General features: G+C 54.6%; 24 protein-coding genes and 2 pseudogenes. 18 read left to right on the forward strand and 8 right to left on the reverse strand.

Annotation, left to right across the window (positions count from 1 at the left end):
* The first annotated feature begins 85 nt into the window (after nucleotides 1–85).
* The 4 genes from QHL1GM_RS02300 to QHL1GM_RS02315 all read left to right on the forward strand — a co-directional run bounded on the left by QHL1GM_RS02300 (nucleotide 86) and on the right by QHL1GM_RS02315 (nucleotide 4,667).
* Entirely contained in the window at nucleotides 86–979 is an 894-nt protein-coding gene (locus tag QHL1GM_RS02300) for a LysR substrate-binding domain-containing protein (RefSeq protein ID WP_254795244.1), read from the forward strand.
* 2 nt (nucleotides 980–981) lie between these two features.
* Nucleotides 982–1,890: a LysR family transcriptional regulator gene (locus QHL1GM_RS02305; RefSeq protein WP_071693037.1), complete on the forward strand. Its 909-nt coding sequence runs from the start codon at nucleotides 982–984 to the stop codon at nucleotides 1,888–1,890.
* A gap of 127 nt (nucleotides 1,891–2,017) precedes the next feature.
* The gene (locus QHL1GM_RS02310; RefSeq protein ID WP_071693038.1) at nucleotides 2,018–2,641 is read left to right on the forward strand and encodes a glutathione S-transferase family protein; all 624 of its coding nucleotides are present in this window, start codon (nucleotides 2,018–2,020) and stop codon (nucleotides 2,639–2,641) included.
* Between the two features lie 58 nt (nucleotides 2,642–2,699).
* Nucleotides 2,700–4,667: a 2Fe-2S iron-sulfur cluster-binding protein gene (locus tag QHL1GM_RS02315; protein ID WP_071693039.1), complete on the forward strand. Its 1,968-nt coding sequence runs from the start codon at nucleotides 2,700–2,702 to the stop codon at nucleotides 4,665–4,667.
* 47 nt (nucleotides 4,668–4,714) lie between these two features.
* Here QHL1GM_RS02315 and QHL1GM_RS02320 read toward each other — a convergent pair whose 3' ends face one another.
* A complete protein-coding gene (locus QHL1GM_RS02320; protein ID WP_071693040.1) occupies nucleotides 4,715–5,344 on the reverse strand; it encodes a LysE family translocator in 630 nt (209 codons plus the stop codon).
* A 101-nt stretch (nucleotides 5,345–5,445) separates the two neighbouring features.
* On the opposite strand from QHL1GM_RS02320, the gene QHL1GM_RS02325 reads away from it, so the two are divergent.
* Nucleotides 5,446–6,690 (forward strand): PLP-dependent aminotransferase family protein, encoded by a 1,245-nt coding sequence (locus QHL1GM_RS02325; RefSeq protein ID WP_083570956.1) that lies wholly within the window; start codon nucleotides 5,446–5,448, stop codon nucleotides 6,688–6,690.
* Nucleotides 6,691–7,037: 347 nt separating this feature from the next.
* Here the strand turns inward: QHL1GM_RS02325 and QHL1GM_RS02330 are convergent, their stop codons facing one another.
* The 3 genes from QHL1GM_RS02330 to QHL1GM_RS02340 form a co-directional block, all read right to left on the reverse strand.
* Nucleotides 7,038–7,718 (reverse strand): hypothetical protein, encoded by a 681-nt coding sequence (locus QHL1GM_RS02330; protein ID WP_217648528.1) that lies wholly within the window; start codon nucleotides 7,716–7,718, stop codon nucleotides 7,038–7,040.
* Complete coding sequence (locus QHL1GM_RS02335; protein ID WP_071693041.1) at nucleotides 7,715–8,242, reverse strand: TetR/AcrR family transcriptional regulator; 528 nt, start codon at nucleotides 8,240–8,242, stop codon at nucleotides 7,715–7,717. The genes QHL1GM_RS02330 and QHL1GM_RS02335 overlap by 4 nt, the downstream gene beginning before the upstream one ends.
* Nucleotides 8,243–8,309: 67 nt before the next feature.
* On the reverse strand, nucleotides 8,310–9,053 hold the full coding sequence (locus tag QHL1GM_RS02340; RefSeq protein WP_071693042.1) for an SDR family oxidoreductase: 744 nt from the start codon (nucleotides 9,051–9,053) through the stop codon (nucleotides 8,310–8,312).
* Between the two features lie 166 nt (nucleotides 9,054–9,219).
* On the opposite strand from QHL1GM_RS02340, the gene QHL1GM_RS02345 reads away from it, so the two are divergent.
* From QHL1GM_RS02345 to QHL1GM_RS02385, 9 genes are all read left to right on the forward strand, one after another.
* Complete coding sequence (locus tag QHL1GM_RS02345) at nucleotides 9,220–10,134, forward strand: AraC family transcriptional regulator (protein ID WP_071693043.1); 915 nt, start codon at nucleotides 9,220–9,222, stop codon at nucleotides 10,132–10,134.
* A gap of 233 nt (nucleotides 10,135–10,367) precedes the next feature.
* Complete coding sequence (locus tag QHL1GM_RS02350; protein ID WP_071693044.1) at nucleotides 10,368–11,189, forward strand: alpha/beta fold hydrolase; 822 nt, start codon at nucleotides 10,368–10,370, stop codon at nucleotides 11,187–11,189.
* A gap of 315 nt (nucleotides 11,190–11,504) precedes the next feature.
* On the forward strand, nucleotides 11,505–12,083 hold the full coding sequence (locus QHL1GM_RS02355; RefSeq protein WP_139245592.1) for an antibiotic biosynthesis monooxygenase: 579 nt from the start codon (nucleotides 11,505–11,507) through the stop codon (nucleotides 12,081–12,083).
* 140 nt (nucleotides 12,084–12,223) lie between these two features.
* On the forward strand, nucleotides 12,224–13,000 hold the full coding sequence (locus QHL1GM_RS02360) for an alpha/beta fold hydrolase (RefSeq protein WP_071695885.1): 777 nt from the start codon (nucleotides 12,224–12,226) through the stop codon (nucleotides 12,998–13,000).
* Between the two features lie 176 nt (nucleotides 13,001–13,176).
* A complete protein-coding gene (locus QHL1GM_RS02365) occupies nucleotides 13,177–16,074 on the forward strand; it encodes a sensor histidine kinase (RefSeq protein ID WP_175540339.1) in 2,898 nt (965 codons plus the stop codon).
* On the forward strand, nucleotides 16,025–16,714 hold the full coding sequence (locus tag QHL1GM_RS02370) for a response regulator transcription factor (protein ID WP_254795245.1): 690 nt from the start codon (nucleotides 16,025–16,027) through the stop codon (nucleotides 16,712–16,714). The genes QHL1GM_RS02365 and QHL1GM_RS02370 overlap by 50 nt, the downstream gene beginning before the upstream one ends.
* A 135-nt stretch (nucleotides 16,715–16,849) precedes the next feature.
* Nucleotides 16,850–17,464, forward strand: a complete 615-nt coding sequence (locus tag QHL1GM_RS02375; protein ID WP_071693048.1) for an AraC family transcriptional regulator — start codon at nucleotides 16,850–16,852, stop codon at nucleotides 17,462–17,464.
* Nucleotides 17,465–17,519: 55 nt separating this feature from the next.
* Nucleotides 17,520–17,615, forward strand: coding sequence for a hypothetical protein (locus tag QHL1GM_RS19870; protein ID WP_368087067.1), 96 nt, complete (start codon nucleotides 17,520–17,522; stop codon nucleotides 17,613–17,615).
* 187 nt (nucleotides 17,616–17,802) lie between these two features.
* The gene (locus tag QHL1GM_RS02385; RefSeq protein WP_071693049.1) at nucleotides 17,803–19,398 is read left to right on the forward strand and encodes an endo-1,4-beta-xylanase; all 1,596 of its coding nucleotides are present in this window, start codon (nucleotides 17,803–17,805) and stop codon (nucleotides 19,396–19,398) included.
* A 46-nt stretch (nucleotides 19,399–19,444) separates the two neighbouring features.
* On the opposite strand, the gene QHL1GM_RS02390 is transcribed toward QHL1GM_RS02385, so the two are convergent.
* The 3 genes and pseudogenes from QHL1GM_RS02390 to QHL1GM_RS19880 form a co-directional block, all read right to left on the reverse strand.
* Complete coding sequence (locus QHL1GM_RS02390; RefSeq protein ID WP_071693050.1) at nucleotides 19,445–20,635, reverse strand: low temperature requirement protein A; 1,191 nt, start codon at nucleotides 20,633–20,635, stop codon at nucleotides 19,445–19,447.
* A gap of 92 nt (nucleotides 20,636–20,727) precedes the next feature.
* Nucleotides 20,728–20,862: pseudogene (locus tag QHL1GM_RS19875) on the reverse strand (aldehyde dehydrogenase family protein); the annotation flags it as partial.
* Between the two features lie 116 nt (nucleotides 20,863–20,978).
* Nucleotides 20,979–21,107, reverse strand: a pseudogene (locus tag QHL1GM_RS19880) (thiamine pyrophosphate-dependent enzyme); the annotation flags it as partial.
* A gap of 508 nt (nucleotides 21,108–21,615) precedes the next feature.
* Here QHL1GM_RS19880 and QHL1GM_RS02400 point away from each other — a divergent pair.
* The 3 genes from QHL1GM_RS02400 (at nucleotide 21,616) to QHL1GM_RS02410 (ending at nucleotide 23,701) form a co-directional block, all read left to right on the forward strand.
* Complete coding sequence (locus QHL1GM_RS02400; protein WP_071693051.1) at nucleotides 21,616–21,825, forward strand: hypothetical protein; 210 nt, start codon at nucleotides 21,616–21,618, stop codon at nucleotides 21,823–21,825.
* A gap of 205 nt (nucleotides 21,826–22,030) precedes the next feature.
* Nucleotides 22,031–23,407 (forward strand): NAD(P)/FAD-dependent oxidoreductase, encoded by a 1,377-nt coding sequence (locus QHL1GM_RS02405; protein WP_083570958.1) that lies wholly within the window; start codon nucleotides 22,031–22,033, stop codon nucleotides 23,405–23,407.
* A gap of 78 nt (nucleotides 23,408–23,485) precedes the next feature.
* Nucleotides 23,486–23,701, forward strand: a complete 216-nt coding sequence (locus QHL1GM_RS02410; protein WP_071693052.1) for a hypothetical protein — start codon at nucleotides 23,486–23,488, stop codon at nucleotides 23,699–23,701.
* 102 nt (nucleotides 23,702–23,803) lie between these two features.
* Here QHL1GM_RS02410 and QHL1GM_RS02415 read toward each other — a convergent pair whose 3' ends face one another.
* The gene (locus QHL1GM_RS02415) at nucleotides 23,804–24,730 is read right to left on the reverse strand and encodes a LysR family transcriptional regulator (protein ID WP_071693053.1); all 927 of its coding nucleotides are present in this window, start codon (nucleotides 24,728–24,730) and stop codon (nucleotides 23,804–23,806) included.
* Nucleotides 24,731–25,166: 436 nt separating this feature from the next.
* Here QHL1GM_RS02415 and QHL1GM_RS02420 point away from each other — a divergent pair, with 436 nt between their 5' ends.
* A complete protein-coding gene (locus tag QHL1GM_RS02420) occupies nucleotides 25,167–25,820 on the forward strand; it encodes a hydrolase (RefSeq protein WP_071693054.1) in 654 nt (217 codons plus the stop codon).
* Nucleotides 25,821–25,979 lie beyond the last annotated feature (159 nt).

Below are 25,979 nucleotides of genomic sequence, written 5' to 3' on the forward strand. Positions count from 1 at the left end.
CTGCCTTGGCACCTAGGGGGTGTGTAGAATGTTGAGAGTGCTTTCTACCACTGTTCATGGAGCTGCTTTGGATAGATTCGAAGAGATGCGCGTTTTCGCAGCGGTGGCTCAGCTAGAAAGCTTTTCGGTCGCCGCGCGGCAGCTTGAAATGTCGCCTCCTCGCGTTACCCGGGCGGTGGCAGCGCTTGAAGTGCGTTTGGGCGTTGCCTTATTGCAGCGCACCACCCGGCAAGTGCGTGTAACAGAGGCGGGACGCCGTTATCTTGAGGATGTTCAACAGGTGCTTGCGCAGCTTTCAGAGGCTGAGGCCGCAGCAACCGGTAGTTACCTCACTCCACGCGGCCTTATACACGTAACCGCGCCGGTGCTGTTTGGCGAGTACTTTGTCACCCCGCAAATCGTCGATTATCTGGATCAGTACCCCGATGTGCAGGTTCGCGCCGAACTGATCGATCGGCCGGTTAATCTGCAGGAAGAGGGCATCGATGTGGCGGTACGCATCGGTTACGTGCCTGCGGATTGCCAGCACTTGACCGTGCCTGTTGGCGAGGTTCGGCAGGTGGTCTGCGCTAGCCCCGAGTGGTTAGTACAGCACGGCGAGCCAAAGCACCCACATGAGTTGGAAGCGTTGCCCACGGTGGTGGCTGAAGGGGGCAATTTCGGCAACCATTGGTGGTTTGAGGATAAGGGTAAACGTATCGAGGTTACGCCATCGCCTCGGCTGCGCATTAGTGCGATTCACGCGGCGTTAACCGCGGTCGAGTCGGGCGCTGGGCTTACTCGGCTGTTGTCTTACCAGGTAGCCGCCAGCGAAGCAGAAGGTAGAGTTCGGCGAGTGCTAACGCGCTTTGAACCACCGGCCATTCCCATTAATATTTGGGTGACGGCGGGCCGTGGGCGCGCCGCCAGCGTGCGTACCTTTGTTGATTTCCTTGCTGAGCGGCTACGTGCCGACTCGGCACTCGGATATTGCGCCTGACTATGTCGCTCTCGCCTGAGTCACCGCTGCGTTTTGAGTCTTTGACGGCGCTATCTGCCATTGCCAAGCACGGCAGTGTGCAAGCCGCGACTGAGGCGAGCAACTTCTCGGCACCTAAACTCCATCGCCTGCTTCGCACTCAGGAGCAGCGCCTGGGCGTCGCGTTAGTCACTAGCTCAACTAGAGGCAGCACGTTAACGTCGGCGGGCGAGCGATTGCGCGCGCACGCCGACGCGCTGGTTCACGCCGTCGCCGTCGCCGAAACCAGCGCCCGCCAGGAGCACAGAAAACTCAGCGGCACGCTGCGCTTGCAGGCACCCCAGGCGTTGATAGAGCCACTACTGTTGCCGTTGGTGCTAAGGTTGCAAGCGGCGCATCCGACGTTGCGGGTCTGTCTGCTTATTGATGAGCATCCCCACCGGATAGACTCAGCGGCTCCGCCTCACATTCGCCTGATGCCGGGGTCGCTTCCTAACGCTGTTTACGCCAGGTCCCTTGGCGACTTGCGCATTGGCCTGTTTGCCAGCTCTCGCTATCTGAACACGGCAGGACGCCCTGAAAACTTAAATAGCTTGGCCCGGCATGCGCTTATTCACTGCCCATGGGAAGGGAAGGTGCCTATTTGGTCGCTGGCACAAGGCCAATCCTTTCGCTTTGAACCCAGGCTTAGCATTAGCGCAAGTGCCGCAGCGCTGCGAGCGGCTATGGAAGGCGCGGGCATCGTGCGCTGCTACGAGCTAGAAGCGCGTCGCGCTTGCGCGCAGGGGCTGCTTGAGCCCGTCGCCGAACCACTCTGGCCAACGGCTGATTCTCTGGCCCTAACCTATGCACTGGGCATGCGTGCGCCCGCCAGCGTTATGGCTTTCTTGGAGCTAGCGACCCCCTGGTTGCGCGAACAGTTGGCAGATTGATTATTTCATTTTACGCAATTTTCTATTGATTGAAATCGCTATTCTTGCCGTTCCTGTTTTGGCTCAGGATTAGGTGGCGTCGCTTGAACCCACCTGTTCTTGACGGAGCTTATTGAAGGAGCCAAGTATGTCCAACGCTATCAAAGTTTATCGCCACGCACTTTCCGGCCATTGCCACCGCATCGAGCTAATGCTTTCTCTGCTCGGTTTGCCCGCCACCTTTATCGATGTCGATCTCGCCGGAGGCGAGCACAAGGCACCGGCTTTCTTGAACCTGAACGCCTTCGCTCAGGTGCCTGTGCTCAATGACCAAGGAGTTATCCTGTCGGATTCCAATGCCATTTTGGTGTATCTCGAGCGTCGCTATGGTTCTGGCCGCTGGTTGACTGATGACCCGTTGAAACAAGCCCAGGTGCAGCGCTGGTTGTCTGTTGCTGCTGGGCCGTTGGCAAATTCGGCCATGAAGGCTCGATTGGTCACGGTCTTTAATGCACCTTTCGATCCTGAACCGCTAATTGCCGATGCGCATGAGCTATTCACAATTGTGGATGCTCATTTGGCGCAACAGCCTTTCCTAGCAGGCGATCAAGCCACCCTTGCTGAGGTTTCTCTCTACAGCTACATCGCTCACGCGCCTGAAGGGAATGTATCGCTTAAACCTTACCCTAATATTCGCGACTGGTTGCTGCGTATCGAAGCGCTGGAAGGCTTCGTACCAATGGGAGTGACAAAGGTAGGACTGGTGAGCTAAGACAACTGATACAGCGTCTCAAATCGGTATGGGCGATCGGCCCGTCAGGGAGTCGAGAATGAATAATGCCGTGAGCAGGAGTCCGTGGCATGAAGGCGAGCTTGCTCTACAACGTGTGGTCGGGGTAGAGCAACAGATGTCAGAAGTTGGCAGCAAGGTGATGCGGCCCTTTCTAACACCTCAATTGCAGAGTTTTTTTCCTCAACTGCCTTTTGTGGCGGCAGCGGCGGTAGATAGTGACGGTTGGCCCTGGGTCACTCTGCTGGAGGGAATGCCGGGTTTTGTTCATGCGCCTGATGAGAGTCGGCTCGAACTAAACGCAGCGCCGCCTTCGGGTGATCCCCTTGCACCGCTGCTGAGCAGCGGCACCAGTCTGGGGCTACTGGGTATCGAACTGCACACACGCCGCCGTAACCGGGTCAACGGCGTGTTGCTGGGCTCAAACGGCCAATGGCATCTTGAGGTAACTCACGCCTTTGGCAATTGCCCGCAGTATATTCATGACTGGTCAGCGATGAAGTCGGTGCAGCCCCAGCCTGGCACTGTGGTAGCCATGCGCGACTCGACACTCGATCAGTTGCCAGAGTCGGTGCTGGCGCATATCGATCGGGCACTAACGGCTTTCGTCGGCAGCTATGCGCATACCGAAAAGGGCGTTCAGGTGGATGCTTCTCATCGTGGTGGGCAAGCGGGATTTATTCGTCGTCAGGGGGCAGACCTGATCCTGCCAGATTTTGCAGGCAACCGGTTCTTCAACACGCTGGGCAATGTATTGGCTAGTGGGCGCGCTGCCTTGGTAATACCTGATTTCGTTAGCGGAGATCTTCTGCACCTATCCGGCGAGGCCAAACTCGTGGGCGAGGAGACTGCGGGGGCGCATTACCCTGGTGCAGAGCGCTATTGGTGCCTGACCCCGCGGCATATCGTATGGAGGCCAGGAATGATGCGCTGGCGTAGCCATGCCAGTGCAGTGGCCGTTGAAGCGGACCCTCTTGGACCTTGGCAGGCGATTGCTCCTTCCGCTCATCAACGAGTTCAGGTGGCGGCCGTGATGCAGGAGACACCGGAGATTCGTTCCTTCTATTTGAAGAGTTACCAGCAAGGCAAAGCGCTGGCTCCGTTTAAAGCGGGGCAGTTCATCACGCTGCGTGTGCCGCGCTTGGATGGAACTCTGCTGGTGCGCAGCTACACGCTGTCAGCAAATAGCCGCCAAACGACCTACCGCATCAGTATCAAGGCCGAAGGAGAAGGCTCGCGTTACTTACACGAGGCTCTGAAGGTTGGCTCGGAGCTGACCATCAGTAAGCCAACGGGTTCGTTTACAGCGGAGGCCAGCGGCACGGGTCGCGCCCATTGGGTGCTACTGGGTGGTGGCATCGGCATTACGCCTTTAGTAAGCCTTGCCCATGAGCTAACCGATACAGGTCGTGGCCCGGTTACGTTGATTCAGAGCGTGCGCGATGTTGCCGAAGCCCCTTTCGGTAAGGAATTGCTCGACCTCCAGGCGCGAGGGCTGCATTTGCGGCGAAAAGTTACGGGCTCAGTGGCTGCCCCGAATGGCTGGATTCCAGGCCGGGTTTCGCTGGCACAGGTTCTTGCTGATCAAGAGCTGTCGGAGTTGCAACTGTATCTTTGTGGCCCAGCCGCCTTTGTTCAGCGCTACCATCAGGAGGCGCTAGAGCTTGGGTTGTCGACTGGGCAAATACATACAGAAGCGTTTGGCCCTTCGGCGCTAACGCAGGCATACGCAGTACCACCCGCTGAACAAGCGGTAGAAGTAAGCTTTGCCAATTCTAGCGTAGTAACCCACTGGCAGCCGGGTGAAACCCTTTTGGAAACCGCTGAAAAAGCGGGACTACAACCCGCCTATGGGTGCCGCAGCGGTAGCTGTGGAGAGTGCGCTTGCACAATGACAGCGGGTGAAGTGACCTACCCAGAGGGAATATCACCACCAGAGGGGAAGGTTTTACTATGCAGCGCCCGTCCAGCAGCGCACTCCGGGAAGGTTGCGATACATCTTTCGTAGGGTATTTCTAGTGGTGGAAGTGGTCCTTTTTTCCAACACCTGGGTGCTTAGTAAAAAGCAGTGAAGCCCATTACGATCCCAAAAGCCATTAACACTCCTCCTGCCGCGCGCTTACCCCAAACGGCGGCACCTGGTTTAGCCAGTCGCATTGCCATTGTTTGTGCTGCTAATGCGTAAGCGCTCGACACGATCAGTTTGATAAACACAAATAGCAGAATTAGTGGAAGCAATGCAGCAATGTGCGAGTCCTGTTGGGCACTTACAAATTGTGGTAACAGCGATGAGAAAAATAGAATCGCCTTGGGGTTGCTGAGCCCAACCACGAACGATTGTCGCCAAAGGACGGGTATGCTGTGCAGCGTTGTAGGCTGCTCCGTGGTCATGCGCACCCTTTGTGCCAGGCGAAACTGCTGCATACCTAGCCATAACAGATACATGGCACCGGCAACTTTGACGGCCATAAACACGGTTGGATTTGCCTCCAGTAGCGCACCGACTCCTAGTAGTGAGCCAGCGGCGAGCCCGGAGATAGCCAACAAATCCCCAGTGAGTATCAAGATGGCCCGGCAGGGGCCATGCACCAGCGCGTTGTTTACCAAAAGAATAGTTGAGGGGCCAGGCGAGCCAACTTGCATCGCCGCAATCATGGCGAATAACAAATAGTCAGTGAGCAACATAGTGAACACTCCTTAACCAATGATGCATGAATATGTTGCTATGCTAGAAATAAAGTGGCTCATATAAGAGAGCCATATAAACTAGATTGCTACGAACCATTATGGTTAAAGGAAAAAACACCGCTGGTTTAGACCTACCCCTTCCCACCAGCCCCGTCGGTGTCACGAAATCTGAGCTGGCCTACCAAGCCATGCGCGATGGGATTGTGAATGGGTTGCTACAGGCGGGTGACCGATTGCCATCCACACGCGTGCTCTCGCAACGTTGGGGGGTAGGGCGTGGCACGTTGGAAAGTGTCTTTGAGCGTTTGCAGCTCGAGGGTTACATCACCCGTAAAGTGGGGTCTGGAAGCCGAGTCAGTGCCACTATCCCAGACCGATATTTGAAAGCGGTTAGCACAGCGCAAACAACGGTGACCCGCCATAAAGAACCAGCGATGGTCGAAGCGGCGCCCGTTAGCGTAAGAAAGCACTACCAAGCCCAGGTGGGTGTACCTTTTGTTGCCCGGCTTGCCAGCCCGTTGCTTATTTCACCTGCAGAGTGGGCCGCGCATTTGCAGCGGGCCATGGCGGCTATGCAACCCGAGCAGATGTGTAGCGTTGAGCCGCAAGGTGCTTGGGTATTGCGTGAACAGATTGCCAAGTACTTGCGAAACCACCGGGGAATCGACTGTCTGGCAGATCAGATACTCATCACTAACGGCATTCGCCATAGCATCGACCTGCTCGCGCGCTGTGTAGTAAAACCTGGTGATCATGTGTGTGTCGAAGACCCTGGCTATCCAGCCGTACACCACATATTTGAACAGGCTGGCGCGAACCTGCTTTACGGGCCTATTGATCAGGATGGGCTTAATTTAGGTGGCATATCAAACGAAATTGAGTGTCGTATTGCCTATGTGACACCGGCGCACCAGTCACCGCTTGGCGTCATCATGTCGGCTACACGCCGTATGACGCTTCTGGACTGGGCCCAGCGCAACAACACCTGGATCATCGAGGATGATTACGATAGCGAGTTCAATTATCAAAGCGCGCCATTACCAGCGCTAAAATCCATCGACACGATGAATCGAGTTGTCTATTGCGGGAGTTTTAATCAGGCGCTTTTTTCCAACTTGAGACTTGGTTATATGCTGGCTCCGCCAGCGCTGCAACGAAAAGTGCTCGACTTGTGGCACACGGTTGGTCGTAGTGTTGGAGTGTCGGAGCAACTGGGATTGGCGGCGTTTATGCAAGGCCCTGCTTTCTTGCGGCATTTACGCCGTTCTCGGCAGGAGTATCAGACGTTGCGTGACATCGTGCTTGAAACCTTGAGGGCCGAAGCCGGGACGCTATCGCATTAGTGGCGAGCATGCAGGCTTCCACCTGATTCTGTGGTTATCGCCGGATCAAGACGAAAACATGTTAATCCATGCAGCGGAACAGCAGGGAGTTGTGCTACAGCCGCTTCGGCTCTGCTGCCGTGAGATTGAATTAGCGCCTGCCATTGTGTTGGGCTTCGCAGCGCTAACACGTGCACAGGCAAAATATGCCGCTCGTAAGCTTGGCCAGCTACTTTATTCCTGACGCAATCGGCGCCTCGGGGGGAGAACGCCACGTTTGCCGATAGCAAGTGATTACGACTCGTCTGGGTGGCCGTTAACGTTCAGGTTTATTTAATTCAAAAGCCGAAGTATTGAGTGCCCCACGTTTAAGCAGGCTCGAGCTGCGCGTTTCCAGCCCTCGCCAATCCGGCTGTAAACGCGAGGCACGCGAAGATGGTCACGGCGTAATCGATGTTCAACTGTTCCATTAGCAGCCCGAATATCGGCGCGCCTGAAGTCTGGACGATAGCGATGGTCAAAAAGCCAATCATCAGACCTGTTGCTGGTCGATCAGACAGTGCAGAAACGCCCCATATCAGATAGACACCGGTGAGCATGATGTAAGCCGCACCGAAGAGCATGCCGCCGCAGAGTGCCAATAGAGGCGTAGTGATACTGGTGCCGACCAACATAATGCCGGCCGCCAATGCCGCAAGGAAAAGCCAATGCGTGCGGTCGATCCCGAAACTCGCGACTAACGTACCTGCACCTGCACCTGCACCTGCACCAGCGATACCGGCTGCCCCAATAGCAATCCAGAGAAGCCCGCACCTGTCGTGCTCCAACCCAGCTGAAGGGTGACGAGCTGACCACCGAAAGACCAAAGAGCGGTACTGGACGCACCCATCAAAAATGCGGCCGTGATCAGGCGAACAATTGACGGTGGAAGATAAGGAAACGTCGGCATCGATTTGGGGGAGAAATAGCCCGAAGGCGAAGCGAGCAAAACCATAGCACACGGCGATCAGGCCAAAGCCTGTAGCGCCCAGATAAAGGCTGGGGCTCATGCGCGTGCCTGCTGGATGAGCACTGAAGCAGCGATACGCGCTGACGTTATCGACTCCGCCCCGCGATAGACGGCGGCCGCCGTCGCGCCTTCGAACAGGATAAGGATCTGCTCGGCCAGTTCAGGATTATGTTTGCCGCCGGTCTCTAGCGATACGATTTCCTGAATTTTCTCATACAGACTCGCCTTGTGTGCCAGCACGGCATCTGCAATTTTCGGTATATCGCCACCGGTTTCACCATGAGCGCGCAGGAAAAGACACCCTCGACAGCCCTCGACCCTTACCCACTCTTCCAGTGCGCCAAACAGCGCCTCAACGCTATCTACTTCGGTGCGCTGCTGAAACCGTCGATGCCGCTCTGCGAGCACGTAAGTTATCAGCGCCATTTTGCTGCCAGCATGCTTGTAGAGCGTGCGGCTCGACATGCCTGCAGCCTGGGTTAGTTTGTCCATTCCGGTGGCGGTAAAACCGTGCCGATCGAAAAGATGTTCAGCTGCAGAAATAAGCTTTGTCTTAGTATCCATTTCTACAGTGTAAAACGATCATTTTACATCGTCAATCGGTACCTTTCCGCTGGGGATGCATGGGAACTTACATTTTACTGAGTAGCTCCACCGCTTCATCGAAGTGCCCGTCACGCTCCGCAAAGCGCAGGAAATTTACGTTCTCCACCAGAATTTCCTTGGGTGTCGGTTGTTTGCTAAACAGTGTCATGACTTCTTGGATGTAATCATCAAGTGGCATATAGCCTTCGCGAGTCGACTGGCCTGGCGTCAGCTCTGTCTGCACCGCTGGGGGTACAAGCTCGATGAGCTCGACCTTGCCCTTGAGCTGTTCGCGGAGGGAGATTGTGTAGGAGTGGATGGCTGCCTTGGTGGCGTTATAGGTGGGCGTGCCGCTTAGCGGCACAAACGCCAACCCGGAGGAGACGTTCACAATCGCCGCGTCTGGCTGACTTACCAGGTGGTCGGTCAGTGCGTTGGTGAGCCGGATCGGCCCGAGCAGGTTGGCGGCAACCGTCTGCTCGGCATCGCTTAAGTCTCGGGTGCTGGACAAGTCCTCGCGCCGCATAATGCCCGCATTATTGATCAGCACGTTGAGGTTGGGGTGCTCGGCGACGACACGCTCTGCAAAGGCAGTAATGGCTTTGGGGTCCTCGACATCGACGACCATCGCGTGCATATCGCGCTGACCAGCAATGGTCTCCTCCAACGTCTCCATGCGCCGACCGGCGACGATGACGGTGTTGCCAAGCGCATTGAAGCGAAGGGCAAGTTCACGACCAATCCCGGAGCCGCCACCGGTGATAAGAATAGTATTTCCTGATGTTTTCATGGTTTCACTCTCCGTCTATTTTTAGGACTCAATGCCACTCACTTTTTAACAATTCGCTGGCTGCGTGGCTTGCCCGCACCTGTGCAAAACTTGCCTTATTCTGTAGGAGTGGAGAAACGCCTGTTATGCCGTGCTAAATTTGAGCTGAAAGGCGGGAGGAAAACAGATGACGTCGCTCAAACAAGCTGTGCAGACTTACGCCAAGCACCATGCCAATAGCGATGGTTTGGCGTTAACCCCAGTGCCGGGCCTGCGAATGATGTGCCTCGAGGCGCCTGCGGGCGACCTGTATTCGGTTTATAAACCATTGGTTTGCTTGGTCCTGCAGGGCGCAAAACGCATTCTTGTGGGGAACCAGCAGAGGGTTTTGTCCGCCGGGCAGTCGGCGATCGTAAGTGCGGATATGCCCGTCGTTGGGCGGATCGTACAAGCCAGCCAGCGCGAGCCGTACCTCGCCGTTGCAATTGAGCTAGACAGGGTGATACTACGTGAGCTTGTCGCTCATATGGGAAGTGCCCGTGCCCAGCGCTCATCCGAGATGCAGACGCTATTCGCCGAAGACACCGAAGCCGAGGTGATGGAATGTGCGTCACGGCTAATGAAACTCCTGGATCGCCCCGATTCCGCGCCGCTCCTTCGCCCCGGTATCATGCAGGAACTGCATTATTGGCTGCTGTCTGGCCCACATGGCACCGCCTTGCGCACTATTGCAGACCCCGATAGCTACGCGAGCCGCCTTGCCGCTGCCATTGCAATCTTGAGAGCCGAGTACCGTTCGCGCATGCCGGTGGAGCAACTGGCGGCTGAAGCAGGCATGAGTCTCAGCGCGTTTCACAAGCACTTCAAGCACATGACGTCGCTAACGCCAGGTCAATACCAGCAGCGGCTTCGTTTGATCGAAGCGCGCCGCTTAATGCTCGACGAAGGTTATTCGGCGAGCAATGCCGCCTTCGAGGTGGGTTACGAGAGTGTCTCGCAGTTTACTCGCGAATATGGCCGCCTTTTCCAGGTACCGCCGAAGCGCGATGCTCTGCGCTATCAAAAACCTTTCTTGGTTGCCACCAGAAGCGCTGCTACGTAGCAGCGATTAGGATTTTGAGAAGTGTTCCTGATTACTTGGGTAGCTTGGCAATGACCTTGTCAAAGTCGAACTGCTACAGGAGAACACCACGCTTCGCTTTGTACATGCTTGTCTGACTACATGAGCTAGTTCGCTAAACCTGTATTCATTCAAACGCGACATTCTTGTTCTATAGCAGTTTTGACTAGCGCTGTACCGTTCCTGTGGCATTCACCCCCACAGGAGCCATATCCATGACTACGTTCACTACCAGCGATAACGTCATACTCTTCTATAAAGACTGGGGCTCGGGCCAGCCAGTCTTTTTCTCCCACGGTTGGCCGCTTTCCTCAGACGCCTGGGATAACCAGATGCTGTTCTTCGGCCAGCAGGGCTATCGGGTTATTGCGCATGATCGCCGGGGCCATGGGCGATCGGAGCAGACCTGGGATGACAACAATATGGATCGTTATGCGGACGATCTAGCCGAGCTGTTTGAGCATCTGGATCTTCGCAATATCATCATGATCGGTCATTCCACTGGCGGCGGTGAGGTGGCGCACTATATCGGACGCCATGGTTCTGCGCGGGTGGCTAAAGCCGTATTGGTTGGCGCAGTGCCGCCTTTGATGCTGAAAACCGACAGCAACCCTAACGGTACCCCAATGGACGCCTTTGACGGCATTCGTGCGGGGACTGCCACGAATCGCTCACAGTTTTTCCGCGACCTGACCGTCCCGTTCTACGGTTTCAATCGGGAAGGGGCCACGGTCAATGAAGGGCTTCAGGATGCGTTCTGGTTGCAGGGTATGCAGGGCGGGATCAAGGCGCACTATGACTGCATTCACGAGTTCTCCGAAGTTGATTATACCGCTGACCTGAAAGCCATCGACAAGCCCGTATTGTTCATCCACGGCGATGATGATCAGATCGTCCCGCTCGCGGCTTCTGCTGAATTGGCTGCTGAGATCGTCAATGACGGCATTCTGAAAGTTTACCCCGGTGGTTCGCATGGGCTGGCGCAGATTGATGCCGATAAGTTCAACGCCGACGTGCTGGCGTTTATCCGTAGTTGATATTTGAGGACGCTCGAAGTTTGTTCGGGCGTCCTCATCTCACTCTTATCCCAACCTAAGACAGCCATTCAAGAATCAGCGGCAGAGCTTTGCAATAGTCAAAAGACTTATTACGACACCCATTGCACTTGTAAAGGTGAGCCCTATGCAGAACCCAAAGCTTGAAGTCTTAACCCCCAGCAGCTCTTAGCTGTTCTTCATCGACCAACAGCTTTTTGGGTCACACCTATCCCGAACTGCTGGGATTGTTTCCTGATGCGCTCTCGGCGATGCACGATGCCGGGTACGAAATCTATGATTCTGGAGTTAACTGTCATGGTTCAACAGTTGCCCGAAATTGTGACGCTGGTCGTTCGCCACCGTGTGCGCACCGCACAGCTTAATTCTTATGAAGCATGGCTACGCCGGATCATGGATGTCGCCAAGCAGTTCGAGGGTCACCTGGGTGTGAATGTGATGCGCAGCCGAAGCGCAAAATTGACGCTTTTCACCATCGTTTTGCGATTCAGTTGTACTCAGCGGTTGCAGGTATGGCTCGACTCGGTTGAACGCAAACAGTTGATCAATGAGGCGCAGTCGCTGCTGGTTGATGGCGACCAAACAGAAGCCAGTACTGTGAACGAGTTCTGGTTTACTCCAACGGAGACAAATACCAAGCCGCCGCGCTGGAAGCAGGCATGCGTAACTTTTCTAGTGATTTTACCGCTTAGCCTGCTGGTGCCGTTAGCTTGGCGCCTGGTATTCGCGAACCTGCCTTGGCTGAGTGGATACTTTACTAGCGGCCTATTAATCACGGCCACCATCGTCCTGCTGGTGGTTTACGTTTTTATGCCGATGGTCACCGGCTGGTTTGAAGGCTGGCTACAAGGTAACGATGACGGAGCTACGTCATGACAAATAAGCATGGCGATCTGCACACGGTAGATCGAAAAAAGCCCCGAGCAAACGCAGATGCGCGACGCTTTCATCAGCAGGACGTGGAGCTTGTGATAAAGCACCCTTCAATGCATGTAGCAGGCTACTGATTGCCGATCGTGGACTACCATATCTGTTTTATTCAAGGCGACTGGCTAAACCCAACGGCATGGGAAAAGTTCGAGCGCCACTTCAAGGCCTGCGGTTACGCCTGCAGTGTCCTGTCGCTGCCAGCCCCAGGCGAGCAGGGTTGGTATCAAGTTCTGCATTGCAAAAACGGCAGATCGTCGCCTCTTAAACGTTTGGTGGATTTCTACGCGGAGCAGATTGCCGCCTTTCCGGTGCCGTCTATTCTGATTGGCCATGCGATGGGCGGGTTGGTGGTTCAACTGCTGATGGATCGTGGTCTGGGCGTGGCTGGCATCGCGATTGCTCCCCGGCCGCCACAGCAGGTCTTTTCAGGCATTCTTTCGTTGCTACAGATACTTACCGCCAGAGTTGAGCGGCTAGATGGAATGCGCTTTCTGCGCATGTCGCCCAGTGAGTTTTCACGACGGGTTGCCTATCCAGGAGCCCAGCATGCAACCGAGCAGCTATATGAAAAATTTGTAGGCAGAGTCCCGCAAACACTGATGATAACGGCAGCACTGGGCGTGGGCGCTAAGCTACTTTTCACTCAGGAGCGAGGGCCGCTATTACTGATCTCGGCTGCTGATGATCGAATGGTTGCCAGTTCTGTGGTTTTAGCCAACTATTTCTATCAGAGACGGTCCTTGGCGCCGACAGACTACATCTCGTTTCCTGGGCACGGTCATCTGTTGATTACGCAGCCAGGCTGGGAGCGTGTCGCCGATCGAATTATCGAATGGCTCCAGCAGCAGTTGGGCTGGTTTTAAAAGCTCGCAACGGCCTTGGTGCTTAAAAGACGCTGTAGGTGTATTCCTTGCGAACATACGTGATTTTGATGCTGAGCCTCGTGCTTGGCTGTCTTGCGTGCTCAAGTGCTGTGGCGCGCATCTCGAACGAAATGGACCATCGCCGCTGGACCGCCAGCGACCAGGGCCCGAGTGCAGTGGGAGCGCTTTCGCAAACCGCAGATGGGTACCTTTGGCTGGGTACCCGTGGTTCCCTGTATCGCTTCGATGGTTTTGAGTTCGAGAAATTCGAGCCTGCTGATGGTGAGCCGCTAGGCGTGGTCTCTGCGCTTGCCAGCACGGCGGAAGGGCTGTGGGTGGGGTTTCGTATCGGTGGAGCCCGCTTGATCAACGCAAATGGCATGATGCAACCGGTTGATCCAGGTCTTCCGGACGGGGTGGTATACAGCATTGCCGAGGATCAGCAGGGGCAAGTCTGGGTCGCGGCGGATGAGGGGCTAGCGCGCCATGATGGCACGGGATGGCGCCAGATTGGCAAGGAAATGGGCTTTATTGGCCTCCATGCTCGAGCGGTACATGTGGATGTAGATGGATATATCTGGGCAGCGAGCGAAGAAGAGCTGTATATGCTTCCCCCGGATGCATCTTCGTTCATGGGAACGGGCATTAGGAGTCAATCAATCAGCGAAATAGCATCATCTCCCTTAGGCGATGTGTGGATAACTGATCGTTCCAGGGAGCGTGTACTTCGTGTGATAAAAATAGGCTCTGCCAGCATCAAGTTTGAAGAGATACCGACATCAAGCGCGAACAGTATCGTTCTGGATGAGCAGGGAGACGCCTGGCTGGGTACGCTTGGATCCGGTTTGCACTACCTTACTGCCGGACAGATGCATGAGCCTGCAGAGGGTAGAGATGTAATTAGCTCGTACACCGCTCGTGACGGACTTAGCTCCGATTATGTATTGGCTCAGCTCATCGACCGTGATGGCACTCTATGGGTAGGTACGGATGCAGGCCTGGATCGACTCCAGCGTAAATCCCTGGCTCCCCTCGCTTTATCTACAGGCGTGGGCAGTACTGCACTGGCAGTAGATGGTGATGGTTCACTCTGGGTCGGCTCCAACAACGGTCAACTGACGGGCTTCCGGAATGCTAGCCATTCCACCTTTGAATTAGACATGCCGATCAACTCATTGGTGAACAGTCAGCAACACGGCTTGTTGATTGGTGGGCATCAGGGCGTTTTCTCACTTTCGGGCGATAAGCTGGTACGCGTCGCAGCATTACCTGTCGAATCCACACCGGAATCTGCCATTAGGACAATGGCGGTAGGAAAAAATGGCGATATATGGGTCTCCGTCAACAGAGAAGGTCTATTCGTCTGGGCTGATCAGCAATGGCATAACATTGACCCATTAAGTGATTCGGAGCGCCAGGTAATGCCTGTGAGCGCCTCCCGAGACCCATCAGGGAAACTGTGGTTCGGCTACCGGGACAACCTTTTGGTGTCCTTTGCAGAGCATAAGTTCGAGCGCTGGAGCTACGAGGAAGGACTGGACATTGGCCATGTCACAGCCATGCTGCATCTGCCTGAACGCACTTGGGTAGGTGGTCAACATGGTCTGGCCTACCTAAAGGATGGACGCTTTCATCGTCTAGATGTGCCGGCTGCCGGATCATTTCAGAATATCTACGCCTTAATCGCCGTGCCGGCCAATAAGAACGCTGGAGAATCCGGGATGGATATCTGGGTTCATAGCCGCAGTGGCATCTTTAAGTTGCCTGCAGCGGAGATTGATCGTGTGATAGCTGGCGGTGAAACACTGTTGTACAGCTCTCACGATCACATTGGCCGACTACCCATGGATCCCCACAAAGTATTGCCACTGCCTACTGGGGTCTCTACGCCTGAAGGCTCGCTATGGTTTGCTACCGGACAAGGCGTCGTCCGTGTTGATCCCCATAAACCAAGTGATATGACACATCCACCTGTCATTACCATCGAGGCGCTTATAGCCGATGGTGTCGACATTGATATCTCCGCCGCACCTGTTCGTTTATCAGCACCACCGCAAAGGCTGGTTATTGGCTATTCAGCGTTAAACCTCACCGCACCAGAGACCATGCGCTTTCAATATCGTCTTAGTGGTCATGATTCAGAATGGGTCGATGCAGGGCGTGCCAGGCAAGCGGTTTTCTCACGCCTTCGACCAGATGATTACGAATTCCATGTTCGTGTGCTTGACGAGAGAGGGCAATTTCATCGTCCTAAGGAAGCTTTGATTGTCAACGTTCCCCAGGTTTTCTATCTACGTCCATGGTTTTTACTGCTCTTTTCAGGGGCGTTGCTAGCGCTCGTATTCTGGATATCCCGTGTTTATACGCAAAGGGAAAAAGCAGTCCTTCGAACACGCCTGGAAGAGCGCTTTCATGAGCGTGAGCGCATCGCACGCGAGTTGCATGACACCTTACTGCAAAGCGTGCAGGGCATGATGCTCAGCTTCCAGGCGGTTGCCGACAGTCTGCCTAAAGAGTCTCTTGCCCGCCATGCGATGGAACGTGCGTTGGACCGGGCTGATCAAGTGATGGCCGAGGGCAGGGAACGAATTACGGGGTTGCGCGGCGAAATAGCTCCCGCGGAAGATCTGGCTGTCGCATTCCAACTGTTACAGCAGGAGACCGACGCTTCGGATTCTGTGACCTATCGCGTCAGCAATGTGGGTCAGCCGTTGCCGCTGCGCAATGAGGTTCGCGATGTTTTCTATCAGGTGGGTAGAGAAGCGGTTTTCAATGCATTGCTTCATGCAAAGGCTACGCAGATTTCCGTTACCTTTACCTACGCTAAGGACAGGTTCGAGATGCTTGTTGTCGATGACGGAGTTGGCATTGATCCACTCTACCAACGAATGCGCGGGAGACCTGGGCACGGCGGTTTGAGGGGCATATATGAGCTTGCCGAAAGAATTGAGGCAACTCTGATGATCGTGAGCAGCGCCCGGAGCGGTACGCGTATTAGATTGTCACTATCAGGCGCAATTGCCTATGAAAATACAAACGATGACAAACACAAGCGTTCAATCAGGGCAGGGTAAACCTATGGTCGTTCATCAGAAGCCCATCACTGTATTGGTAGTCGACGACCATCCTCTGATACGCGAGGGTATTGCGGCAGTAGTGGGCAATTATGAAGACATAAATGTGGTGGGTGAAGCATCCAACGGGCTGGAGGCAATCCGGTTGTACCGGACAACGCAACCGGACGTTACGCTTATGGATGTTCAGATGCCTGAGCTCAATGGCATTTGTGCCATTAGCGCTATCATGGCGGAGTTTCCGCAAGCACACATCGCGGTACTCACCACCTACCGAGGCGATGTAAGGGCGTTGCAAGCGATCAAGGCGGGTGCGCGCGGCTACCTTTTAAAAAGTATGCTGCGCCGTGAGCTCATTGACACAATACGCGCTCTGGCAGCCGGTAAACGGCGTTTCCCACCGGAGATTGCGGCTGAGCTGGCGGCCCATATTGATCAGGAAGGTCTGACCGGCAGGGAGCTTGAGGTACTGGAATGTGTCGCTCGCGGCTTGTCGAACAAGGAGACTGCTGTCGCTCTGGCGATAGGTGAGGAAACAGTAAAAGGGCATCTCCGCAATATCATGGACAAACTCGGAGCCAACAATAGAACACATGCGGTGACTATTAGCATTCAGCGCGGAATTATCGATCTTGAGTAACGCCCCCCTTTAGTGTTGTTTTATGCCTCCCCATTTGGGGCTGTGTGAGGCCCCGCGCTAACGCCATCCTGTGCTACTCATGGTGACGAATTAAGCAAGTTATCAGAGTTTGCCCTTGGCCAAGGAGCGTGAGCTATGAACGGGAGTGCCAGCACATGTTACCCAGTGAGCAGTACCTCTTCTTTTAGTCACGAGTGCTTGAAACAGAATAGGCAACTGCTGACGTTGCTAACAGAAGCGGAGCGAGCGATTGATCACGATCACGACATCGCTTCGACTTATTTGAATCAGGCGATCGCCTTGCTAGCGATTGAGAATCACAGCGAAGGGTCGCAGCGCATACACAAGGGAGGATTGGCACGATGGCAGATCTCACGTGTCGATGAATTCATAAATGAGCATCTTGACCACTGCATTCGTACAACCGAATTGGCTGCGTTATTGGGTTTGAGCGTCAGCCATTTTTCGCATGCGTTCAAGCAGACGACCGGAATGACGCCATTAATGTATGTGGCGGCTAAGCGAGTGGAGGCAGCAGAGCGATATATGCTCTGTTCCGCGCACCCATTAAGCGAAATTGCGCTTAGTCTCGGTTTTTGTGACCAGTCACACTTTTGTCGAGTATTTAGACGCGAAACAGGCTTGTCACCGCAAACCTGGCGAAAGCTGCACACGGCTAATACATCTCCTCAGGCGGAGTTAACTGCCACTTCAACCCCTCAATCTGCTCTTGTGGGGAGTACATTATGATTAGCGTTCGAGCAGCAGCACAAAGAGGTCAAGTTGATCATGGTGGGCTCTGATCCTGTCGCCCGGCGGTGATGAGCAGTCGCTGGTCATCAATCAAGACGTACGGGTTAATGTTGGGGAGTTTGATGGAAACGAGTCAGCGAATCAGTAGACGACGAGGGCAACTATGGTAGCGGCAATAATTCCGTGGCGAACACCCCAGATGGGGATCTCAGGAATTATGTTGAATAGCGGCTGATACAGCGCTGGCACTATTATAGTTAGAGGCCATATTACAGCGGTTGTTATAAGCTATTGTTTCCATCTACGCACTGGTACATTTCTTTGGAGGTATTCCCGTGACTTCTTCTCCATTCTCTTTGTGGGAAGGTTTTTCTGGGGCCACCGTGAAATCTAGTGGTGTGCTGTTTGAAGGCCTCGACCGGAAGCTGTCGCCGTTGCCTGACTCAGGGGATGCACCGGTACACAACCCGTCCCTTAACCTTGCGATGCGCTTTCAGGTGGCGGGGGACTTTGAGATCAATATCACCGCTACGTTGACCGCTGCCAACGCTACTTACTTCATGTTCCACGGGGATATCCCGATGGTGCAGGATGAGTGGTACTACGCGCTGAATACCTTCAAAGCCCAGATCGTCAATGGTGACTGGTGTTACTGGACAATGTATCACCCTGACAATACCGAGGGGGGAAATGCTGCTGCCAGTGTAGGCACCAATGTGATTTACACCTTCAAGCGTGAGGGCACCGAGCTTGTGTTCCTGACCAACGGTGTGGAAGTTACCCGTCAGGCGGATCTGGGGCTGTTTGACGATGGGGTGGTTTATCTAAGCCTGGATGAAGCGAACGTGGGTGCGACGTTCCTAATCACCCAAATCACCACTACCGGTACCGTGGAAGAGACTTCAGTGCGCAGTGTGCCTAAGACAGCGGGCACCTTGCGTGACAAGGCCGGTAAGTTCCGCATGGGTACCGCGGTGGCCACCTACCCGATGGTGTTCGATAAGCAGTACCGCGCGATTCTGGGCAATGAGTTTAACCAGATCACCCCTGAGAACTGCATGAAGTTCCAGTTTATCCAGCCTGCCCGTGGAGTCTACGACTTCTATGAGTCGGATAAGCTGATTGACTATGCCGAGCGTAATGGGATGGACGTGCATGGTCACACCGTGGCCTGGAACGAGGCGACCCCGCAGTGGCTGTGGAATGGCTGGAACGATGGCACCATTACGGCAACCGAGGTGGGAGAGATCCTCGACGAGCATATTGAGACGCTGTTTGGTCGCTATAAGGGTCGCATGGTGTCATTCGATTTGATCAACGAGCCATTTCTGGGCTGGACCGATCAGCTACGTGATTCCGTCTGGTTCCAGGCATTAGGACGTGATTACATTGAACGGGCATTACGTAAAGCCCATAAAGTGGATCCGGACGTACTGCTGTTCATTAATGAGTGGGGCTGTGAAGAAGCGGGTGACAAACAGGACTTTCTGTTCAACCTGGTGGTCGAGTTGCAAACCGCTGGCGTGCCCATTCATGGCATTGGCTTGCAGATGCACGAGGACGTGAACGCTGAGTACCAGGCGACCTGGCCAACCAATACTCCGTCTGTGACCAAGGCACACTTGAAGTCGGCCATTGCTCGCTTCAAGTCGCTGGGTGTCGAGGTGCGGGTGTCGGAGCTGGACATTAACCAGCACCAGATCTTCGCAACCACTCCGGAAGCTGTAGCGGCTTGGTACGCGACCTACTTGGAAGCGTGCATTGAAGAGGGTGCGCACTCGTTTACCATGTGGGGCTTCACCGATCGTTGGTCGTCACTCAATGAGTGGTACGACTATTACAACCATGGTAACGGGCTGATCTATGATGCCCAGTACCGACCCAAGTTGTCCTACCAAGCGCTTTCCAATAAATTGGACGAGTTCAAGTAATCGTACCCGCTCCGAATCACTGTAGATAGTGGTAAGAGTTCATTGCTTAAACTCCATGAAGAGTTACTTGCTTGACGGATTTGCATGCGTATTGATTTCGTATCGAAACTCCCATTATCAATAATGCAGCGATGCCCTCGATAGGTAGCACTAGAGGTGAGAAAAGAAGCACGACTGATGTTAATAACAATATGTAGCGTCCGGCTCCCGCCAGTGCGAACCGGTCTCTCACTACCCAAAGCCCGAATAAATACCTACTGATCGCAACAGCGATGGTGTATAAACCAACGGCCTCGGGCAAACTGGAATGACCGGAGATTGAGTCTATCAGTACCGCGACACCTACACCGACGGCGGCCCCGGACATGTAGATCAGAAGATGGCCGTATCCCCAGAATAATGCTAACGATAAACGCTTTTGGGCAATTTGCTCTTCTTTCGAGAAATAAACCCACCAGAGTGCGAACATCAGGACTAACGAAGAGATGGCAACGCCAACTAGTTCTTTGTCTATGTTAATGCTTGCTGCGCGTTGAATGGCTAGGCTTCCTGCAAGTAGAGTTTCTCCCAGCACAATAATATTCAATAAACCATACCGCTCGATCAAATGATGCCGATGCCAAGGAGTGGTGTAGTTGCTCTCTGCGTACGCCGGAACTACTAACTCTAACAATGCACCAACAGCATAAAAAATCACTAAAAGATTGTCAGCTATTGGCTGTGAGAACATCAATCCCACCCAATAAATCTGAACGATTGCTATGCCGATTGCATACCGGTAAGTCGTAAGTCGGCGTTCAGGGTCGTGCATGGCCGCCCTCAACCAAAAGCAAACCATTGCAGTGCGCATCACTACAAAACCAGTGACGATCATATCTATGTTGTTTGTCTGAAAGAATCGGTCGATACCAGCGGCCATAATAAGCGAACCGGCCATGGCCACTATTGTTAATACTCTATGTAGACTGTCATTGTTGTCGTAAGCAGAGGCGTACCAGGTGAAATTCATCCACGCCCACCAAATGGCAAAGAAAGACGCTGAGAATTTCAGTAGTCCCTCGGTTATGTGGGCAGCTGAAATGGCATGATGAAGACCTACCGCTGCAGAGGCGATTGCAATGACCGAAACCAAATCAAACAGCAGCTCAAGCGGTGTTGCCCCTCGGTGAGGTTCAGCAGGATCTCTGGGCACAAGAGGTAAAATGCCGAGTCTGCTTAGTATTGGTTTACTTTCCATTAGTGCCTGTTACCGAATAAATGCGTGGATTAAAGGAGTTATTGCGGTCATTGATAAGTTTTCGTGAACACCGCTTTACTACTTTGAGAGCCTCATACGCTCAGGCACATGCATTTGATCTCTAGGTAATCTTCAATACCGTATTTAGAGCCTTCACGACCCAAACCCTAGGCCTTGATGCCGCCGAACGGCGCGACTTCATTGGAGACAAGACCGGTGTTGACGCCCGGCTCGCTGGTGCAACGTTGCAGCAGTGGCAGGAAGCCGTCGGCGCTTTCCACTCATGACCCTTGGGGCCGTAGCTTTGCGCATACATGACGAAGTCAGGGGTATCGTAGACCAGGCCAAAATCGGTGAAGCCCATATTCGCCTGCTTCCAGTGAATCATGCCGTAGCCGTCGTTGCGCAGAATGATGACCGTTAGATTTATCTTCAGGTGTAACGCTGTCTCCAACTCCTGGTTGTTCATCATGCAGCCACCGTCACCACATATCTGTGAGCGCTTACGAGCAATGGTTTCTGCACGTCGGAGTCGAGCATGTTTCAGCGTAGGAGTCAGAAACAGGTCGTAGGCCGCTCCCTTTCTTATTTCTGCAGTCGAGTAGATCAGATGAGATTTGCCGAGCGGCCATAACGGGTATTGGACCAACCTGTGGTTTTGGAATCAGCCTGCGACCATAAAAGGCATAGGCGGTAAGAAGTGCCTGCAGAAACTGAATGACGTACAGCAATCCATTGACCGCATAAATGTTCCAGATTCGTACGCCTGTCCAATTTTCAGAGACCCGTTTTGGAGAGACTAGCGATTACTTTCAGCAGGATTGAAAGACAGAGGATTAACTAAAAATTGGCTTCTCTCTTTACGACATCGCCAAGATGACAGCTCCGTGTTTACGCCATGGCGATCATCAGTATTCACGCGGGAGTGACCATAGTGATGTGCTTCCCGATACCCCTTTTTGTCTAGGCGAGAATCTACAATGAAAGCACAGATACTTAACTCATTTGGCGGCCCGGAATCGTTCGAGCTTAGCGAAGTAGCCAAGCCAGTGCCGCACGCGGGACAAGTGCTGGTGCGGGTACACGCAACCTCCATCAACCCGCTGGATTACCAGGTTCGACGTGGCGACTCCCAGTCGCTCATGCTCGACTGGAGAGCCGCAACAACGGTCTCCAGGGAAAAATCGTGATTGCTGTCGAGCCATCCCTCATCCCGTGAGTGCGTACGTTTAACCGTTCACGTCAATTTGAGGGTATGCCCCATGGTTAAAGTCGAGGCGCAAGTTGGTAGTTTAGTTTTGGGGAGTGGATGTTCTTTATTTTCTGTTTGCTATTTATTACCTTTATTTTTAGGCGCTCGACGTGTCGGGCCGCTCAGTAACGCGGGGATGAACCATGGCTGCGATTGAGCACTACGACGTGATCTGCATCGGCGGCGGTTCTGGTCTGACTGCCGCCTATTACGGGCAGCAGGACGGCAAGTCGGTCGCACTGGTCGATAATCGTCCCGACCAGCTTGGCGGCACTTGCGTGAACCGCGGCTGTATCCCGACGAAGGGCCTGATTCAGGCTGCCGAGGTGATGCAGACAATTCGGCACGCCGCGGACTTTGGTATCCACCTGGATCAGTCGTCGGTTCGCGTCGATTTCCAGGCCGTTCTCGACACGGTTCGCCGGCGGCGCGAGAACGACGCCGCTGACGTGCGCCGCTGGGTGGAGAGCGCCTTCACCCCCTACTATGGCCGGGCGCGTTTTGTGGGCGAAAAGCTGATTGAGATGGAGGACGGGCGCCGTCTCACCGGCGAGCGGATCTTCATCGCGGCAGGCGCGCGCCCCGCTATCCCGCCGATCCCCGGGCTGGCGGAGAGCGGCTACCTTACCAACGAGTCTGTCATCTTCGACCTCAATGAACAGCCCGAACACCTGATCATCCTTGGCGGCGGCTACATCGGCTGCGAGTTTGCCCATTTTTTCTCCGCTTTGGGCACCCGCGTAACGATAATCGACCATTCCGAATGCCTGCTGGCCGAAGACGACGACGTGCGGGCGCTGTTCACGCAGGAGCTTGCCAAGCGGGTGGAGCTCGTGCTGCAAGCGGAGGTGCGTCAGGCGCTGGTGCGCGATGGGCAGTGTTGCTTGATCGTTGCCACCGGCGATGGAGAACGTAGTGTGCTGGGCGATCGGCTCCTGCTGGCCACCGGTCGGCGTCCCAACACCGATGGGCTCTCACTGGAGAAGACGGGAGTCGAGCTTAATGACCGCGGCTTCGTGGTGGTCGACGAAGGGCTGCGGACCACGCACCCTGACATCTATGCCTATGGCGACGTCATCGGGCTAGGGATGTTCAAGCACACCTCGAGCTACGAAGGTGAGCTTGCCTACCGCAACGCACACGGTGCCTCCCTTACTGTCGACTACACCGCCAACCCGCACGCCGTGTTCAGCAATCCGCAGATCGGCTCGGTCGGTCTGACCGAGCGTGCCTGTCGCGACCAGGGCCTCGATTACACCGTGGTCCAGAAGCATTACGCCGATTTCGCCAAGGGCAAAATCGTCGGTTCACCACCGGGCTTTGCGAAACTCCTGGTCGAGAAGGGCAGCGACCGGATCCTGGGCTTCCATATGATCGGCCCCCAGGCAGCCGACTTACTTCACGAAGTGGTGGTCGCCATGAACACTCCGGGGGCCAAGGCGCAACTTGTGCGCGACAGTATCCACGTCCACCCGACGCTCGCCGAGTTGGTCAAGCAGGTGTTCGATGCCACCGCCTAGGGGCCGATGTGAAGCGGATATTTCGTAAGAGACGGCGTTCAGCGGGAAGCCGGATGATCACCACCATCGAGGACTTGCTTGCCGAAGATTGACGAGATTGTCGAATTTAGTTCGTTTCGCCTGCACGTGGCGGGGCGGTTGCTGCAGAGGAAGGGGGTGGCCGTCAAAATCGGCAGCCGCTCGCTCGACCTGCTGATTGCGTTGGTTGAGCGGCCTGGAGAGGTGCTTTCCCGGCGGGAATTGATGGCGCGACGCCGGGTCAATGGCGGCGGGAATATGTCAGCGGGTCATTAGCCAACCCTAAGGTCAAAGCGGTGTTTCCTCGCGAACCCGTTATCAGACTGTGAATCATGAATGTTAAAGGTCAATCAACGGTCGAAGTTGCCATGACTTTCGCTAGACCGGGATAAGGTTTCGCCCCGCCGTGCGTATGTGTCCGAGGTTCCATAGGTGCGAGGCCTGTTCGAAGTGCTCGATCATAATGTCGGTGAGGATCCGGATCTTCCGTGCAGGATGCTGACTTGGTGGACGGATTACATACGCACCTGCTGGAGGTAGTGGATAACGGGTCATAATGGGAACAAGTGCGCCGGAGGCCATATCTTCATGGGTGAGGCAATCGGGGAGCCAAGCGATGCCAAGACCTGCGACAGCGGCGGCAGCTAGAGCAGTGCCGCTGTCGGCCTTAAAACGTCCCCGCGGATGTACCGTAATGATCTTATCGCCGTCCATAAATTGCCAGGCTTCTGTGCCATGCATAAGAGCCTGATGAGCAAGGATTTCATCTGGTGTCTCCGGCGCCCCATGCGCCTTGATATAACTTGGACTCGCGACGAGCTTCCCATAAATCGGGCCGACACGCCTTGCGATCATGTTGGAGTCCTGAAGTAAGCCAACTCGTATCGCACAATCATAACCTTCTGTGATCAGATCCACTAAGCGATCGCTGTAGCGGGTATGAATATGGAGGTGGGGGTGCCGACGGGCCATTTCCGCGAGTGCGGGAGCGAAATGAGTTGGACCCAAAGTCAATGGGGCAGCAATTCGCAGGCGGCCACGAAGCTCTCCGGACGGAAGAATCGCTTCTCTGGCTACGTCGGTTTCGGCGCAGACTTTGGCTGCATAGTCTCTGATGGTAGCCCCCGCTTCAGTGAGGGCGGCCCCACGGGTGGATCGTGTAAGCAGTTGGACGCCAAGTTCGGCTTCTAGCCGGACGAGCCGACGACTGACGGTCGACTTGGTTACGCCAAGCCGGAGAGCAGCAGGCGAAATTCCCCCAGCGTAAGCAACTTCCACGAATGTCTGTAGCTCTTCAATGTCCATTTTGGTGTTCCCCATCCAGCGACAAAGGTTTCCACAAAATGCTACTGACAGATAAAGAGCAGGAATAGGACGAGACTGCTACGAATAGGCGTCACTACAGCAGAGAGCAACAAATGGCAGTTGCAGCTGGTGTGCAGGGGTTACTTACAGGTATACGCGTCATCGTAATCGAATCATGGGGCGGACTCTATTCGGAGGGGTTACGAAGGCGATGGACTTTCAGTAGCCCTATTTGCAGACGCTGCTGGGCTTTATCGGGATCACTGATGTCCCCGGTCATTGTTCCCCATTCTGCGACACAGCTTAGCTTCAAACGGGCCTACTACGTCGAGCATAAGTGCAGCAGTATCTAATTACGGGCAATGTCGCCGCTGGCGCATTGCTCACAGGATACCAAACTCGCAAATGTTGACGACAACCGACTGAGGATATTTTCATGACTTTTCGTAATGGCCTTGCGTCTCTTCTTCGTCCCGAAGACTCGGTGTTGGTGATGATTGACCACCAGCCTTACCAGCTCGCGAATCTGAACAGCCACGAACCAACGATGGTAATTAACAATTCGGCGGCCCTTGCGAAGGCTGCCAAAGCCTTCAATGTTCCTACCATCCTGACGAGTGTGGTCGCTGCCCAAGGCGGCAACATCTTTCCTCAGATTACTGATGTATTCCCAGGCCAGGAGGTGATCAACCGCACGTTAATCAACACTTGGGAAGACAAGCCGACAGTTGACGCGGTCAAGGCGACGGGCCGTAAGCAGCTGATCATCGCAGGACTGTGGACCGAAATATGTGTTGCCATGCCGGCTATCCAGGCTGCTGGCGAGGGCTGGGATGTCACTGTCATCACGGATGCGTCTGGCGGCACGTCAGTGGAGGCCCATGAAGTCGGCATACAGCGCATGATTGCGGCCGGCGTGAATATGATGACCTGGATGGAATTGGCGTCCGAATGGCAGCGAGACTGGGCGCGGACCGAACACATTGTCGAGGTGCTCGAGGTCATGAGGCAGCATGGCGGTGGCAGCAGTATTGCGTACATGTGGGAGCAGCAGTTGCTCAATACGCCGGTCCCTGGCAGCGCAAAATAAACTGAGCGGGGATGACGAGACTTTTCAGCGATGCTTCGCGAGAAAGGTAATGGTTGTTCGACTCTCGTCATCCTTTTTACAACAAGCCGTCGCGCCATACTTGCACCGAAGCAGCCGATAGTTGGACCGTTCATATATAGAGGATCACACAATCATCCC

This window comes from Halomonas sp. QHL1 (assembly GCF_001882345.1).
Lineage (GTDB): Bacteria > Pseudomonadota > Gammaproteobacteria > Pseudomonadales > Halomonadaceae > Vreelandella.